This is a genomic window from Dolichospermum compactum NIES-806 (genome assembly GCF_002368115.1).
GTDB classification, from domain to species: domain Bacteria; phylum Cyanobacteriota; class Cyanobacteriia; order Cyanobacteriales; family Nostocaceae; genus Dolichospermum; species Dolichospermum compactum.
Genome location: NZ_AP018316.1, coordinates 2663610 through 2680709, shown reverse-complemented (window position 1 = coordinate 2680709; position 17100 = coordinate 2663610). Strand labels below are relative to the sequence as shown.

The following is a 17100-nucleotide window of genomic DNA, read 5'->3' as shown; positions in this document are numbered from 1 at the left end:
TTAAGGGCTTTTTAAGGGGGGTTGGGGGGATCTCGACAAGATACTTCTCAGACATCCTCTTAGAACAATTTTGGGCAAGTGTTAATCATCTTTAAAAAGAGATTTCTGTCTTGAATGAAACTAAGATTAAATCCGATTAAATTAAGACTATTTATCTTTTTTTCCTTCAGTTCTAGTTTATTTAATTCTACAGCCAGTTTAGGACAGGATTCACCTTCTCCATCGCCAAATATACCTCCCAAAAAGGAAAACCAAGATCCGACATTTGAGGAAATTTTTAAGAAACCCCGTAACGAAAACCAGAGAGTCATTGTACCATTTTTTATTGATGGACAACAAAGAGGACAGGTATTATTGACCTTGGGAAATATTCCCGCAGTTCGCATTCAAGCAGCACCTTTGTTAGTAGAAACAGAAAAAGTTATTCGTCCAGATACCCAAGCAAAACTGACAAGTGCGGTTGATACTCAAGGTAATTTAAGCTTAGAAGTTTTGCTAGAAAATGGCTTACAAGCAACTTTTGATCGCTCTAAATTAGAATTACAAATTCAAGTTACACCTGCTCAACGTCGTACTAATGTAGCTCAGTTAAATACTAGTAGATTACCTCCTGATATTGAAAAAGCGGTGCTTCCCAGCACTTTTAGCGGCTATGTTAATTTTCGCGCTGATAAAGATTATATTTGGTCTGATTCAGGACAAACAAATATAGGACTGCAACCTTTACGTTTAGCTGTAGATGGTGCATTGAATTATCAAAACTGGGTGTTTGAGGGACGGGGCAATTTTACAGAAGGAAGAGAACCTGCTTTTACTAGGGGAGATTTGCGAGTAGTTAGGGATGCACCAGCACAAGCTTTGCGTTATGTAGTGGGGGATCTGGCTCTTCCCATTACAGGTTATCAAAATAGTCAGCCTCAATTGGGAATTTCTGTCGCCAAAAATTTTAGTTTACAACCTTATTTAGTCACTCGACCCATTAGCCAATTTGAGTTTTTCTTAGAAAAAGATTCATTAGTTGATGTATTAGTTAATGGTAGATTACAACGGACTTTACAGTTACGAGCAGGACGACAAGATATCCGCGATTTACCTTTGAATGGGGGTATTAATGATGTAGAGTTAGTGATTAAAGATGATGTGGGTCAGGTGCAAAGATTGAATTTTTATAAACCTGTAGCGGGAGATTTATTAGCACCTGGAGTACAGCAATTTGCCTATAGTGTGGGTGTTCCATCTCTTGAGAGTAAGGGCGATCGCACTTATGATTTTACTCAACCGATTTTGACTTTATCCCACCGTTTAGGTATAACTAATCAGTTGACTTTAGGCAGTTATGTACAAGCAGATTTTAAACAACAACTTGCTGGTTTAGAGGGAATTTTCGCCACCAATTATGGTAACTTTGGCTGGGATATTGCCCTCAGTCACGATCAGGAATTAGGAATTGATTATGCTGGTAAGTTACGTTATGAATACTTACAAGTTGGGGCAAATAATCCATCTCAACGTTCCTTTCGATTAACTGTGGAATCTAAAGGCCGGAATTTTGTGAGAGTAGGAGAAGCAAACCCACGTAATAATTTTTTATATGATATTACTGCTAATTATAGTCAAAAATTATTCTGGAATATGAGAGGAAATTTGAGTACCAGATATCAATTTGGGCGAGATATTCCTAATACTTATAGGGTTTCTCTTGGTCTTTCTAGGAGTTTCCGCAACGGGTTAAATGTGAATCTCAATCTCAGTCAAAATCTTGATCGGACTGGTTTTGGAGAACAACGTGCTGACATTAGTTTTTCTTGGACTTTACCCCGAATACGTCAATCAATCCAAGCATCATCTAATATTAATAATAGGGGAGAACCTACTAATCGTCTAAATTGGAATTATAACCCGTTGCGAACTATCGGCACGCCAAAACCTTCCTTAAGTTTAACCCAAAATGACAAAAGTTATAATTTGAACGGGCGATTATCTTATACAGGTTATCGTTTTGTTTGGGATTTATCTCATAATGCGGTTTTTGCTAGGGATGGAAATAACACCATGGCCAATACAACTAAATTCAATGTTGGTACTGCTTTGGTATTTGCTGATGGTTATTTGGGGTGGTCACGTCCTCTTAATAATAGTTTTGCTTTAGTAATTCCCAAAAACAGTATTAAAGGTCAAGAAATTGGTATTAATCCTATTTCCGGTGGTTATACCACCCGCATTGATAATTTAGGATTTGGTGTAGTGCCAAATTTAAGTCCTTATAATATTTCTAATCTCATAATTGATACAGTTAATTTACCTATAGGAATAGATGTAGGCGATCGCGTCATCAAAGTTTTGCCAAGTTATAACAGTGGTACATTAGTGCAAGTGGGAACAGACGCTACTGTTTTCTTGCGAGGACAGTTATTAAATGCTAATGGTGAACCTATTTCTTTAGGATCAGGACAAATTGTTGCTGTGGGCGATCGTAATTGGCAACCAGTTACTATATTCACCAATCGCTCAGGTAAGTTTGCTACTTCGGGATTAAAACCAGGACGCTATGAAATACGCTTATTTACTGACCCTCCAGCCATGATTCCCTTTGCAATTCCACCTGATGCCAAGGGCATATATGATATTGGTACAGTCAAAATTCCTTCCTTTTTTTAAGACAATGTTTTAGTATAGGTTCTTTAATTATCAGATGGGCGATCGCAATTCCTTTGGGTATTCTCGCGGCTGTAAAACAAAATCGTAGAACTGACCAGATTTTACAAATAGTCAGTTATGCTGGTCAAGGTATTCCCAGTTTTATCACTGTCTTATTTTTGCTCTTTTTTGCTCAACTGACTACCCATTACCCATTACCAATGATTTATTATATTATTCGTTCTAGAAGTGATGGTAAATATCTCACAGCCCGTGTTGATGATGATACATCAGGATATTTATTATTGTTTAAAGAAGATTTTGATGCCATGAGTTATCTAAATGCTCATGCTGCTGATTTAGCAAACCGCTTGACAGTCGAACCTCTGGCTAGTGCACAAATAGGTAGTTTGCTCAAACGTTGGGGTTTTGCAGGTGTGGGAATTGTCAACGATTCCTTATTACCTGAAATTGAATTTTTACAGCATATCTAAATATCAACAAAGGAGTAAAAATATGAACATGAGATTGGCAATTTATACCACATTATTGACAATGACATTTAATGCCAATTAATATAAGCTAACACTAGCAGAAACTTGTGCTTCTCGTTGTGGTTCTGCACCCCTGCATTTTACGCCAGGACAATATATTCGGGTGAGAGTTGTAAATCGCAGTTATGGATCTGTGAAATTGGAACAGTTACCAGAACAAAGACAAACAACTTTAAAACCGGGACAAAAATTACAATTTGACCTGAAAGGGGACGAACTCATAGAATTTTCTCTGATGTTTTGGGATGATGGGGGAAGATATGTAAAAGGTGTGGTGTCTAAACCGAATTTTGGAACATTGGTTTTGGAAATTCGTCCTAACAGTCGAGACTATCCAGGCGATTCCTACGGAGCGCTTCGCTATCGCTCTCTTTATATTCGCAATAATGGACAAGTTAGTTTATTGTAGTGTAAAAGAGCTTATATTTAACATAAATCTTACAATATGGTAATATCGGCTCTAGTAAAGGCAGGGAATTTACCGCTATTGGTGATGGTGTTAATCTCGGTTTCTGGATATTATTATCTACAGGGAAAATATACAGGAACTTTTGCCTTTTTGTTGTATAGGAATGGAATAGACGGAAAATGAAGGTATAATAAATAGTTAGGCTTGTCAATTTAATGACCTTTAATTGAATACTCAAAAAGAATTTACTTTTATTAGGATTTTATATGCTTACGAAAGAATTTTACAACGTAATTGATAGCAACCTTAATATACTTTTAGAAAAATATCAAGATGATGAATTCATAAAAAAACATAAAAAACATAAAGGTGCTATAAACAATCAAAAATCTTATGCCCTCTTAATTTGGTTTCTCGAATTTTACGGTAGAAAATCTAACTATAAAGATTTCATTACAGATGGTGACAAAGATAGTTCTTGCGACATTGTTTTTGATAACACAAACAATCAAGGAGATAAAATTTTTTATGTCGTTCAGTCAAAATGGAACAATGCTGATAATTCGGAAAAAGAAACTGATAAAGATGAAATACTAAAAGCACTTAATGATTTTGACACCATTTTACGAGGTGAAAAGCAAAATGTTAATGAAAAAATTAAAGCAAAATTAGAGGATCTGGATAATCACCTCAAAGCTAATGGAGAGGTTAAATTTATATTTTTGACGCTTTCTCAATATAAAGGAGGAGCGGATGAAAACATTAGTGCTTTTATAAAATCTGATGAAAAAACTAAATTTGAAGTAATTGATATAAACCGTATAAAAGTAGATTATATTGACAGAACATATAAAAAAATAGAACCTTTAAATCCTCTAGAAAGTTATCAAAATCCAGAAGAAAATCCTGTTACTTTAGAAATAGTTCAAAAAAATGGAGTTGTTAAAATAGAGAAGCCTTTTGAGGCATATATGTTCTTACTTCGCCCCAAAAGTATCTATGATTTATTTGAAAAATATGGATTTGCTCTTTTTTATAAAAACGTCAGAAATCCTCTCCTGCAATCACAATTCAATGAAGATATAGAAAAAACGGCGGTGGACAATCCTGCCTATTTTTGGTACTACAATAATGGTATTACAGCAATTACTTATTTCTTACCTACTATTCGCAGAAAAGCTGAACAAATAGAATTAACAGGATTGCAAATTATTAATGGCGCACAAACTGTTTATGCCATTTACCGAGCTTACAAAGATGCCTCACCAACAAAGCGTAAGCAAATGGATAGTGAATCTTTGGTAACTTTACGCTTATTAAAATCAGGCGGAAAAGATTTTGATTTGAATGTTACTAGGTATACTAATTCCCAAAACCCCGTAGATGATAGAGATTTTTGTGCTAATGACGATATACAGATAATGCTGCAAAACGCATCCTATCAAACAAATATTTGGTATGAAAAACGACGTGATGAATTTAGAGAAACTCCAGAAAATATAATAAAAGTTTCAAATTATGTGTTTGCAAATGCCTATTTAGCTTATTATTTGCAAGATCCTTCTACTGTTTTGAAGAACTATAATCAAAGACAAGAAATGGATAAAGATTTGAACTTTATCTCTCATAAAGAACATAAAGATGGTTGTTATGAGAAGATATTCAATGATGAAACAACATTTGAAAATATGCTATGTGCATTTTATGTTTTCAACGTAATTTATCATGCTACACCTGTTTCATATGATGATACTTTTAAAACAGGTTTATATCATTTATTAGCCTTATTTAAAGTAGGCTTTACAAAATATTTAAAAGCAAAATTTAATGATAAAATAAATGTAAACAAATATATTATCAAAATTTATGAACAAGGTGATAAAAAAATTATTATTAAAACCTTCAAGTTTCTTAATCAGTTTGTTGAGAAACAAATTGAAGTAAGCGACAATGAAGAAAAAACGATAGAAAGAATGTTTAAGTTCTTATTTGAACCGGCTCACTATGAAAAAATAAAAGAAGCCTTAGAAGATTTAGAAATTTCCGTCGAGGATATTGAAAATATAACTATTAAAGATAACGAACAACTTATTGAAGTAGAAACCGACGAAGAAAATAATAGCGGCAACAATGACTGATACACAATAGTAGGGGCGGGGTTTCCCCGCCCTCCATTGTATTTTATGAGAACGAGAATTGCTGTATCAAATAGGAAACTGATAGATAAGCACCTTACCTTGCCAGTTTTCTTCTACAAATACAAGATATTCATCATTAGCACGACGGAAAGCACGGATACCATAGGGAATATCAACCCAACCACTTTCTTTGCCAACTTCTGCACCTGGAGTCATGTTTTTCACGAGTTCTCCGGTAGCAGTTTTGTAAACATATACCTCGGCGGTTTTTACACCCACTGCAAATACATAATCACCAGCTACACTCATAGCTGCGGTGGCAACTAATCCTTTACCTGTAGTGTCGTAGGGAACGACGGTTCGCCATTTAGGAGTACGATTTCCTTGACTCCAATTATCGAAGCGAGCAATTTCTGATCCTATGACTTTGGCATCATCAGCAAATGCCGGATGTTCAATCGTAAAACCGGATAAATACATAGTATCTGTTTCGGGAAAATACTCAATCCGTCGCAAGTCTTTGAAAGTGCTAGGAGTTTTGAGTTTTTTCATCGAACTATAGGTGTAAATGGGATTTCCTTTAGTATCTAATCCCTGTAAAGGATAATGACGAATGCCATCTTCAGTTCGCAAAGTTTTCCAAACATCTCCTTTGCTATCTACCCACCAACCTCCGATATAGGGATAGTCTTTACTGCTATCATATTCATTTTTTTCAAATGCACCATTGCCATTACTATCGCGCCAAATCCATTCTCCTTGTGCAGGTTGATAGGGTGGCCAATTGCCATTAATAGATTGTTTATTTTGATCATTAGTACCAACAAACATCCCAGCAGGAATTGCAATTTTACCATCTGTATTTGGTTGAAAACGATAAATTTGCAAAAAGCTATTGTACATATCTGTCAGGAATACAAAAGGTTTTCCTTGAATACGCCGCACAAAAGTTCCATCTGGTGATGTATGTAGACGTGGATCTTGAGCGTATTTAAAAGGATTGACTGTGTAGGCTTTATAAGTCCATTGTCTGCCCGCAGGTTTGCTATAATCCATGACATATTGTTCTTGTTTGGTGAATATATTTACACCATCTGTTTTTGGATCTGTATCTGCATTATCTACAAATATTAATCCTAGTAATTGCCATACTATTTTTCCTGATGGCGAAAATTTTCTTAAATCTGTTCCCGATGTATTAAAGCCATTATTATTTACATAAATATTGCCTTTCGCATCTGTCCCAACTCCAGTAATGCCATAGAGTTTGGATATTTTTACTTCTCCAGGTACACCACCGAAAACACCTTTTTTATCCCCAAAAGTATCTACGCGAACTGGCTGATTATTAATATTGTAAATTACCAATTGTTGATTAATCCCATTTTCTGCTACTACCAGTCTACCGAGATTATCAATGGCTAATGCTGATGGGTTATCAACATCCGTAATTTCTTCGGGTAATTTCTTTCCGGCTTGAGAATAATTGACAATTTTTCCAAATTTAGCACCTTGTCTATTTTGAATAATCCACAAACTACCTTTTTTATCAATGGTAATTTTTCCAGGATTATTAACAGTAAACCTATTTATTTCTGCCATTGTTTCGGTATTATAGACCCGAACAATATTCTCCCCAGCATTGCTAACGAATAGTTGATTATTTATTGTTGCTATTCCTGTGACTTCATGACTTTTACTGGTAATTAACATACTTTTATCCCAGCCATTTCCTTTTTCAAAAGGTACAGGTTTTCCTGTTAAGTCATAACGTCTGACGCAGTACCAATTTTGTCCTTGGGGAGGATAATCTTCTTTTGTTTGATTTGCTCCACCTTGAGTCATAGAAATATAAATATATTTGTTATTTACTGTTATTGCTTTACCACCTAAACGATTCCAACCATGTGTATCTTCGAGGATAAAAATTGGTTTACCATCTTTATATACTCCTGCTTCGCTACCAGCTTCATCCCAAACACTATTTGTATAAATTGTTCCATCATCTTTGACATACATTCCTTCTATATTATTTTGGACTCGCAATTTACCATTACCAATGGTATTTCCTAACCAAGAAGTAATATATGTAATTTCCGGAGTTCTGACTGCTTTAGATTTTTTAGTTGTTGCTAAATCCATTGTCATGCCGGCAAATGTTACGAGTAGTCCACAGGTTACACCCAATAAAATATTGAAAGTTATTTTTTTTCGCCAATATCTTCTCGAAAATAAGTTATGAAGATATTGATAAAGTTTGTAGCAAGTTTTACTAATCTGCATAAATAATTTGTTTGCTGTAATATGCTTTTTGAATTTGTATTTTATCCCTGTAGGATAGGCTTTTAAATTCTTACTCATAAATAACAAATAAATTTTGTTTTGCATTTAATTTCATCAAAACTTTATTAATAACATATAGTTTTAAAATAAAAAAAAATTATACTCAATGCTGCTAAGATTGCTAATTTTTAGATAAAATATAACTTTTTTACGAATTAATGATAGTAATATTTCTGAGTTCACGAAAAACGTTTATATAGCGGGGAAACCCCGCCCCTACGGGTTTTATGATTTTCTGAATATATCTCACATCTCACTGAATTGATACTGATATACATATCTATAATTTGTTATGCAAATATATTTTTTTGATGTATTTTATTTGTGGAAATGGAATAATTTTTATATTTAAACTGGTTTTGATTCTCAGCGTCGTATTAAAAGATCATGCTGAAAATAAATTATCTTGGCATTGGCAAAATAAATAAAAGCGTAAATCAAAATAACTAATCTCAATTTATCTATCAAAGGGGAGATAATTACGTGAAGGGTAAAGATATAAAATTAAGTTCACCATCGGCATCTATTCTAACGTTAGGTACGGGTTGGTTTCCTAGCCATCCTGGAGGATTGGAACGGTATATTTATGAACTAACTCATAAATTAGCAGCATCTCAAGACCAAGTAGAATTATGTGGAGTGGGTTTACCTGTAGATGCTAAAAATACACAGATTAAGTTGACTAATTTAGCTGATCCAAATAGTAAGATTAGTTCTCGGTTATGGTCAATTCGTAATAATTTTAAGAAAACAAGATTAGGTAAGCCTGATGCAATCAATCTCCATTTTGCATTATATAGTTTTCCAATTTTAGATATTTTGCCTAAAGGAGTACCGATTACTTTTAATTTTCATGGGCCTTGGGCTTCGGAAAGTCAGGAAGAAGTAGTTAATCAGAAATTTAGTGTGTGGTTAAAGGAACAACTAATAGAACAAAGCACTTATAATCGGTGCGATCGCTTTATTGTTCTTAGTAAAGCTTTTGGTCAAATCCTTCATCAAAAATACCAAATTCCTTGGCAGAAAATTAATATTATTCCCGGTGGAGTTGATATTAATCATTTTCAGAATAATTTATCACGTCAAGAGGCTAGAATCAAACTAGGGTGGCCAACTAATCGGCCGATATTATTTACTTCCCGTCGCTTAGTTCATCGCATGGGAATTGATAAATTATTGCAAGCTGTAGCTATGATTAAAGCTGGCATTCCTGATGTTTGGTTAGCGATAGCTGGACGGGGACATATTCAAGCTTTACTACAACAACAGGCTAGAGAATTAGGCTTGGAAAATAATGTCCAATTTTTAGGTTTTTTACCGGAAAGTGATTTACCTGTGGCTTATCAAGCGGCTGATTTAACGGTGATGCCGAGTCAATCTTTTGAAGGGTTTGGATTAGCTATTGTGGAGTCTTTAGCCTGTGGTACTCCTGTTTTATGCACTCCTGTGGGGGGAATGCCAGAAATCTTAGAGAAATTTTCTCCAGATTTAATTACTGAGGCGATTACTGTGGAAAGTATTGCTGATAAATTAGCACAATTTATGTTAGGAAAAATGCCTTTACCTGCTAGGGAAGAATGTCGTGATTACACGATTAAAAATTATAATTGGACGAATATTGCCCAACAGGTGCGGCAAGTTATTTTAGCTTAAATTGATGATGAAAATTGTATGAAAATTCTATTTTTAGACCAAAGTGGTAAACCCGGTGGTGCTGAGTTGTGTTTAGTTGATATTGCTAAACCTTATGGAAAAAATGCTCTGGTTGGTTTATTTGCAGATGGTGATTTTAGAAAGTTACTGGAAGAAAATCAAGTTCCTGTGGAGGTTTTGAAAACTCAAGCTATTAAAGTTGGTAAACAAAGTGGTTTGTTTCAAGCATTAGGTAGTTTAGGGCAAATAATTCCTTTAATTAATCAGGTTGTGCAACTGGCAAAGAAATATGATTTAATTTATGCTAATACTCAAAAGGCTTTAGTGGTGGGGGCTGTAGCTAGTTTTTTGGCTCGTCGTCCTTTGGTTTATCATTTACATGATATTCTTTCTTTAGAACATTTTAGTAAAACTAATTTGCAAGTTGCTGTTAATTTAATTAATCGTTGTGCTACTTTGGTGATTGCTAATTCTCAAGCTAGTAAGATGGCATTTTTAGAAGCTGGAGGGAGACCGGATCTAGTTCGGGTTGTTTATAATGGTTTTGCGGCAAAAAATTATGAAGTTGATGAATTAGAAGTTAGAAATTTAAGAGAAAATCTCAAGTTAGAAGATAAGTTTGTGATTGGACATTTTAGCCGCCTTTCTCCTTGGAAGGGACAGCATATTTTAATTGATGCGCTTTCCCAATGTCCACAAGATGTGGTCGTAATTCTAGTTGGTGATGCTTTATTTGGTGAACAGGAATATGTTCATGATTTACACCAAAAAGTAACTGCATTAGGACTGGAACATCAAGTTAAGTTTTTAGGTTTTCGCGCGGATATTCCGCAATTAATGACAATGTGTGATTTAATTACCCATACCTCTACTGCACCTGAACCTTTTGGCAGGGTTATTGTTGAGGCTATGCTGTGTGGTAAGCCTGTGATTGCGGCTGAAGCTGGTGGTGCGATGGAATTAGTGGAAGATGGGATTAATGGTTTTTTGGTTACACCTGGAGAATCTCAAGAATTAGCCCGAATGATTCATAATTGTCGGCAAAAATCGGCAAAAACTGCGAATATTGCCAATAATGCCCGAATTATTGCTAGTGAACGTTTTGATGTAAATATTATTAATCAGCAAATTCAAGAATTGTTAGAATCAATAATACTCAACTCATAGAATTTGTGGTGAAATAAACAATGTATAATATGTAATGTATGGGTGGAAAAATTCCGCCTCTACAAACTAATAAATTTTAAAGTGAATTTTTGTGGCACAAGTTGTATTAGAAAACGTTTATAAAAGTTTTCCCAGTCGCGGTGGGGAAGGTGCAAAGGCGCAACAAGACGGTACAGATGGTGTAAGTGTCTTGCGACGGATTAATTTAACCATTGCTGATGGTGAGTTTATGGTGCTGGTGGGACCTTCCGGCTGCGGTAAAAGTACGCTGCTGAGGTTAATTGCTGGCTTGGAGGTGATGACTGGTGGTAATATTTCCGTAGGCGATAGTGCTAGTGCGCCCGCAGGGCTTCGCTTGATTAATGATTTACCTCCTAAAGCCAGAGACATCGCTATGGTGTTTCAAAGTTACGCACTTTACCCCCACATGACTGTATATGACAACATCGCTTTTGGCTTGCGTCGTCAGTTTCCAGATGCGGAATTTGGCAAAAAAAGATTTGCTCAATGGGGCGAGAATTTACTGGTAGGAGTAACAAAAAAGTTACCTAGAGGATTGCGATATATTTCTGCTAAGGAAAGAATTGTAGATGAACGAGTCCAAAAAGTTGCGGGTTTATTGCAAATTGAAACTTTGTTAAATCGTTTACCCAAACAACTTTCCGGGGGACAAAGACAACGGGTAGCATTAGGACGAGCGATCGCCCGCAATCCCCAAGTATTCCTCATGGATGAACCATTATCTAATTTGGACGCTAAATTACGGGCGGAAACCCGGAGTCAAATTGTTAAATTGCAACGTCAATTGGGGATAACGACAATTTATGTTACCCATGATCAAACTGAAGCGATGACAATGGGCGATCGCATTGCGATTATGTCAGAAGGTAAAATCCAGCAAGTTGCCGCCCCATTAGAACTATATAACCGTCCTGCTAATCGTTTTGTTGCGGGATTTATCGGTTCTCCACCCATGAATTTTATCCCTGTAGAGTTTCACGCACCTTTATTAATTACCCATGCAAATTTCCGCTTCACTCTCCCAGATGTGTGGGGAAGTGCGTTACAAAAATACGACGGACAAACTTTAATGTTAGGTATTCGTCCAGAACATCTAATTTTAGGTGTACCTGCTACTAAAAATTTACCAGTTAAAGTAGATTTAGTAGAAAACTTAGGAAATGACACTTTTTTATCTGTAAAAATTGCCGATCCTGATTTACAAAATCCAGACGGACAAACTTTACAAGTTCGAGTTCCCCCCGATAGATTTATCACCATAGGTGAGCAACTTTGGCTATCTTTAACTCCTGAGAAACTGCATTTTTTTGACCCCAAAACCGAATTAGCAATATTTCAAAAATAGGGTAAGAGGGAACATAGAGTTCTGTAAGTTCAGCAATATTTTCTGATTCCAGTTCGTTGGTAAGGGGATTGATTAACGAGTCCCCACTGACTTTGTTGAGGTCAAGATTTTGAATATGAAACCAGCCACTATAGCTTTTTTCAGTAATAACTGAAGTTTAGACTAATTTCCCCTCCTAATCCGCCAAAGTCTCTGTAGGCGAGGCTTTAAGGGTTTCCAAGTTATTCTACGTCTTGTAAGTCATAAACCTTATACAGCAAGGGGTTGAGCCTACAAAAAAAGATTTAGTCTAAACTCCAATAATAAGTAGGTGAACAGAAAAATTTAAAGGTATGTGAAGAAAAGTAAAATCACTCAAAACTCTCTTCCTGTTCCCAGTTAAGAGTTCCCTGTTCCCTTGCCCCAACGACAATTTTTAACGCCCACCTACTTAGAGAGGATTTTAATATCTGTAAAAGTGCGATCGCTCAATTTTTGAATTATATCTGCTTCAATTTATTACAAAAATTCCCAATAGAAAACCTGATTATTACGTAGATTTACATATCCCCGACTTCTTCAAGAAGTCGGGGATCTAAACCCCTCAGTATTTACAAATTAAATATAATTATTATACAGTAGAATTTTCATTAATAATGCGACGGGATTCTATTTTCTATAAATTGTTCAAACAATTTCCGAGTTTGTTGTTTGAATTAGTAGATGAACCACCAGCAGGAGCCGACAATTATCAATTTGAATCGGTGGAAGTTAAAGAAACAGCTTTCCGAATTGATGGGGTGTTTCTACCTCCAGCTAATGCAGTTTCTCAAGTGGTGTTTTTTGCCGAAGTGCAGTTTCAAAAAGATGAGAATTTATATTTTCGCTTTTTTTCAGAATTATCGCTGTTTCTCCATCGCCATTCTATTCGTTATGATGATTGGTATGGTGTGATAATTTTTGGTTCGCGGAGTTTAGAACCATCAAATTTAAAAATTCATCGGTCTTTGTTAGCAGGTGATCAGGTTCGTAGAGTATATTTGGATGAATTGGGGGATGTACAACAGCAACCGTTAGGCTTAGGTTTGATGTTGCTGACGATTAAGGAAGATGCTGAAGCAATAGAAACAGCAAAGTTTTTGTTAGCTGAGGCGCGGAAACAGTCAGAAGCAGCGATAATAGATTTAATCACGACGATTATTGTTTACAAGTTTACTAAACTGAGTCGAAAGGAGATTATAACCATGTTGGGATTAGATTTAGAAGAGCCAAGAGCGATACTGGAAGCCAAGGAACAAGGGAAAGAAGAAGGGAAAGAAGAAGGGAAAGGGGAAGAAGCCTTATCAATCGCCCTCAGACAGCTAAATCGGCGGTTGGGTAATATTCCTGATAAGTTGTTGTCGCAGGTTCAGGGATTATCCTTGGTACAGATTGAAGATTTATGTGATGTCCTATTGGATTTTACCACTGTGGCCGATTTGGAAGGGTGGTTACAAAAGCAGTAATTCAGGACTTACGCAACTGTCAATACCGCCATAGGAAAATTTATTAGTCCGTTTTAACGGACTTGAACTATGAGACAGGGAATTTATTCCCTGGCAGTTGTGGAAAACAGTGCTAAACCCCTATATTCCTCAACGCTGACCAACTACTAGCAATAGGCATTCTCCAACCAGTCCCAAAAGCGCGGTCAGTAATTTTTAATCCCGGTGCAGCTTGTCGGCGTTTAAATTCCGCACGGGATAATAATTGTAATACTCTATCTACAATTGCCGGTTCATGACCTGCGGTAATAATTTCTGCTGCTGATTGATGTTGATGAATCAAACGGTCGAGAATATCATCTAAAATTTCATAAGGTGGAAGGGAATCTTGGTCAACTTGACCCGGTTTAAGTTCTGCGCTGGGTGCTTTGGTGAGAATATTTTCGGGAATAACTTCTTTTTGTTGATGAGAATTTAACCATTTACAGAGGGAATAAACGCGAGTTTTCGGAACATCAGCAATAACAGATAAACCGCCATTCATATCACCATAAAGGGTGCAATAACCAACAGCAACTTCCGATTTATTGCCAGTAGATAAAAGCAAATAACCAAACTTATTAGAAATTGCCATTAATAAATTACCACGAATGCGAGATTGCAGATTTTCCTCCGCAATCCCAAATTCTGTTCCCGCAAATAACTCATATAGAGATTTATCAAAACTTTGCATTAATTCCCCAATAGGTAAAATCTGAGTTTGAATATCTAAACTTGCTGCTAATGCTAAAGCATCACTAATAGAATGTTCAGAACTATAGGGAGAAGGCATTAATACACCAATCACATTTTCTTTTCCTAATGCCGCAGTAGCAATAGCCGCCACTAATGCCGAATCAACTCCCCCACTTAAACCCAACAATACTTTAGAAAAGCGACATTTCTCCACATAATCTTTAACTCCCAAAACTAAAGCATTCCAAATTTCCTCATCTTCATATTCATAAACAGGAGAAACATGGCCTAATTCTAAATCTTGTTTATTACTATTAAATTCAACCGTCAAAAAGTCAGATATAAAACCTTTAGCACGACAAACAATTTCACCTTGTTTATTTAAAGCAAAACTCCGGCCATCAAAAATCAAATCATCATCTCCGCCAACTTGGTTTGTATAAATAATTGGTTGTTGAAAATTAACTGCACTATGTTTTAACATCGCTTCTCGGAGATGTTGTTTACCAACCGTGTAAGGTGAAGCAGATAAATTAACAATTAAATCTACTCCTAGATTTCCTAAATCAGCAATCGGATTAACTGCGTAACTCCGCTTACCCCAAAATTCTTCATCATTCCATAAATCTTCGCAAATTGTCACACCAATATTGAAATCATCTAATTTAAAATAATTTGCCTGTAGTCCTGGTTCAAAATAGCGTTTTTCATCAAAAACATCATAATTAGGTAACAGCCTTTTATGAAAAAATTGCTGGATTTTTCCATTTTCTAATAAAGCAATGCTATTAAATAAATTTTTCTCACCAGTAATGTGCGCTTGAGAATTTTTAACCACAGTTCCCACTAATACAGCTAAATTTGCTGGTAAATCTTTAGCTAATTTGTGCAATGTTTTATCCATTGCTTCTACAAAACTAGGATTAACTAATAAATCTCTAGGTGGATAACCACAAATAGATAATTCAGGTGTTAATAATAAACGGACATTTTCTGATGCTGCTTGTTGGGACATTTCCAGAATTTTTTGGGCATTTCCAGATAAGTCACCAATAATAGGATTAATTTGAGCGATAGCAATTTTCATAGTTAGGGAGTAGGGAATAGGGAAAATTTGTTGTGCCTCTAATTTTTAAGATTTTTAGTTTGGAAGTGATTCATAAATTATAAAAATTATGAGATTATGAACCACGAAGGCACGAAGGAAGCGAAGGAATAGGATTTAAATAAACACTAAGTGTTTATCTTTAAATGGTGCAAATGCTTCTTTATCAAACTTATACAAACTGGCGGGACGACCTGCACCTCTTGAGACTTTAATTCTGGTATCGGATAAAAAACCTAATTTGAGTAACCGCGCTCGAAAATTAGAATAATCTGCAAAATTTTCGCCTAAAACGGTAGTATATAGTTGATATAAATCGTTTAAGGTAAAAGTTTCTGGCAAGACTTCAAAAGCTACGGGACTATATTCTAATTTATTTTTTAATCTTCTATGTCCATAGGTGATAATTTCATTGTGGTCAAAAGCTAATTGTGGTAATTGTTTGACGGGATACCAAGCAATACCAGCAACTTTATCAGCAATTAATTCTGCTTCTTCAAATCTAACTAAGGCAAAATAACTAACTGATAAATAACGGACTCCATAACTATCAATTTCTTCTCTGGGGTCACGGTTGGGACCACCAAAAGTATAAAGTTGTTCTAAATAAAGATTATTCACCTTTATTTTCTCAGCCATAATGCGATAAGCAGCATCTTCTAAGGATTCTCCTTGACCAACTAAAGTACCGGGAAGACTCCAATCATTTAAAAATGGTTCTTGCTGTCGCATGACTAAGAGAACTAACAGCCGATTTTGAGCAGTATCTACAGAAAAAATCACATTATCAACACCAACTTTAAAGTCAGCTAAAGGTTGTTGATTTATGGAGTTTAGAATCTTTTTTGGGTTACGTATTGGCATTCGTACAAATGCTGTTGATGAATATAGGCAATGACGGGAGGTGTGAGAGTATTAATATCTCCTTGTTCACGAAAAGCGGTAGAGGAAACATCTAAACCAATTAAATTTGCAATTTTAATTTGTCCTCCGATTTGTTTAACTTTTTCTAAACTAGAATCATCTATTATATATCCTGGTCTGGGAATTACCAGTAATTGCACTTGTTGTAATAAATCTTCAACATGATACCAGCGCGGCAACTGATTGACTAAATCAGCACCAATTACTAAAGTATATTCAATATTTTCTCCCCATTTTAATTTTGCTTTACCTACAGTTTCTAGAGTTTTCCAACTACTTAAATCTTGTTCTAAGGCAATATTTTGGTTAGCAATATTGATATCTTTAATTAACAGTTCTAACATTGCTGCCCGATGTGGTAAAGGCGTTTGTTGGGACTTCAAAGGATTATCCGCCGCCCACACAGCTACCCAATCATAACATTCCGATAACCATTTGAGAATTATCAAATGTCCAGCAGTTGGAGGATCTGCACTTGTACCAAATAATGCAATTTTCATGATTTTTGAGGTTTATTTGCCCATTGACTTGATTTACATGACTAACGCAAAATATCTTTAAAACTCTCTTCTCTTCGTGTACTTCGTTCCTTCGTGGTTCATTTTC

At 35.6% G+C, this 17100-nt stretch carries 12 protein-coding genes and 1 pseudogene; 9 read left to right on the top strand and 4 right to left on the bottom strand.

Translation table 11 applies throughout. From position 1 onward, the window contains the following. Positions 1–114 precede the first annotated feature (114 nt). The 5 genes and pseudogenes from CA730_RS12780 (at position 115) to CA730_RS26450 (ending at position 5738) form a co-directional block, all read left to right on the top strand. Positions 115–2658: a fimbria/pilus outer membrane usher protein gene (locus CA730_RS12780; RefSeq protein ID WP_096667767.1), complete on the top strand. Its 2544-nt coding sequence runs from the start codon at positions 115–117 to the stop codon at positions 2656–2658. Positions 2659–2669: 11 nt separating this feature from the next. Further along, positions 2670–2852, top strand: a pseudogene (locus CA730_RS25170) (ABC transporter permease subunit); the annotation flags it as partial. A 6-nt stretch (positions 2853–2858) separates the two neighbouring features. Beyond that, complete coding sequence (locus CA730_RS12775; protein WP_197705538.1) at positions 2859–3131, top strand: hypothetical protein; 273 nt, start codon at positions 2859–2861, stop codon at positions 3129–3131. A gap of 193 nt (positions 3132–3324) precedes the next feature. Next, a complete protein-coding gene (locus CA730_RS25635) occupies positions 3325–3600 on the top strand; it encodes a hypothetical protein (RefSeq protein WP_231939822.1) in 276 nt (91 codons plus the stop codon). A gap of 1082 nt (positions 3601–4682) precedes the next feature. After that, complete coding sequence (locus CA730_RS26450; protein ID WP_371316534.1) at positions 4683–5738, top strand: AIPR family protein; 1056 nt, start codon at positions 4683–4685, stop codon at positions 5736–5738. A gap of 66 nt (positions 5739–5804) precedes the next feature. Here CA730_RS26450 and CA730_RS12760 read toward each other — a convergent pair whose 3' ends face one another. Next, on the bottom strand, positions 5805–8099 hold the full coding sequence (locus CA730_RS12760) for a hypothetical protein (RefSeq protein WP_407919738.1): 2295 nt from the start codon (positions 8097–8099) through the stop codon (positions 5805–5807). Positions 8100–8564: 465 nt separating this feature from the next. On the opposite strand from CA730_RS12760, the gene CA730_RS12755 reads away from it, so the two are divergent. From CA730_RS12755 to CA730_RS12740, 4 genes are all read left to right on the top strand, one after another. Then, positions 8565–9734 (top strand): glycosyltransferase family 4 protein, encoded by a 1170-nt coding sequence (locus CA730_RS12755; protein ID WP_096667763.1) that lies wholly within the window; start codon positions 8565–8567, stop codon positions 9732–9734. An 18-nt stretch (positions 9735–9752) separates the two neighbouring features. Next, positions 9753–10901 (top strand): glycosyltransferase, encoded by a 1149-nt coding sequence (locus CA730_RS12750; RefSeq protein WP_096667761.1) that lies wholly within the window; start codon positions 9753–9755, stop codon positions 10899–10901. 91 nt (positions 10902–10992) lie between these two features. After that, positions 10993–12267, top strand: a complete 1275-nt coding sequence (locus tag CA730_RS12745) for an ABC transporter ATP-binding protein (RefSeq protein ID WP_096667759.1) — start codon at positions 10993–10995, stop codon at positions 12265–12267. 635 nt (positions 12268–12902) lie between these two features. Then, positions 12903–13751: an Rpn family recombination-promoting nuclease/putative transposase gene (locus CA730_RS12740; protein WP_096667757.1), complete on the top strand. Its 849-nt coding sequence runs from the start codon at positions 12903–12905 to the stop codon at positions 13749–13751. 112 nt (positions 13752–13863) lie between these two features. Here CA730_RS12740 and CA730_RS12735 read toward each other — a convergent pair whose 3' ends face one another. The 3 genes from CA730_RS12735 to CA730_RS12725 form a co-directional block, all read right to left on the bottom strand. Then, positions 13864–15552 carry an NAD+ synthase gene (locus CA730_RS12735; RefSeq protein ID WP_096667755.1) on the bottom strand — a complete coding sequence of 563 codons (1689 nt, stop codon included), beginning with the start codon at positions 15550–15552 and terminating at the stop codon, positions 13864–13866. A gap of 135 nt (positions 15553–15687) precedes the next feature. Next, on the bottom strand, positions 15688–16434 hold the full coding sequence (locus CA730_RS12730; protein WP_096667754.1) for an NUDIX hydrolase: 747 nt from the start codon (positions 16432–16434) through the stop codon (positions 15688–15690). Then, the gene (locus CA730_RS12725) at positions 16404–16994 is read right to left on the bottom strand and encodes a nicotinate-nucleotide adenylyltransferase (protein WP_096671497.1); all 591 of its coding nucleotides are present in this window, start codon (positions 16992–16994) and stop codon (positions 16404–16406) included. Before CA730_RS12725 ends, CA730_RS12730 begins: the two co-directional genes overlap by 31 nt. Between the last annotated feature and the right edge of the window lie 106 nt (positions 16995–17100).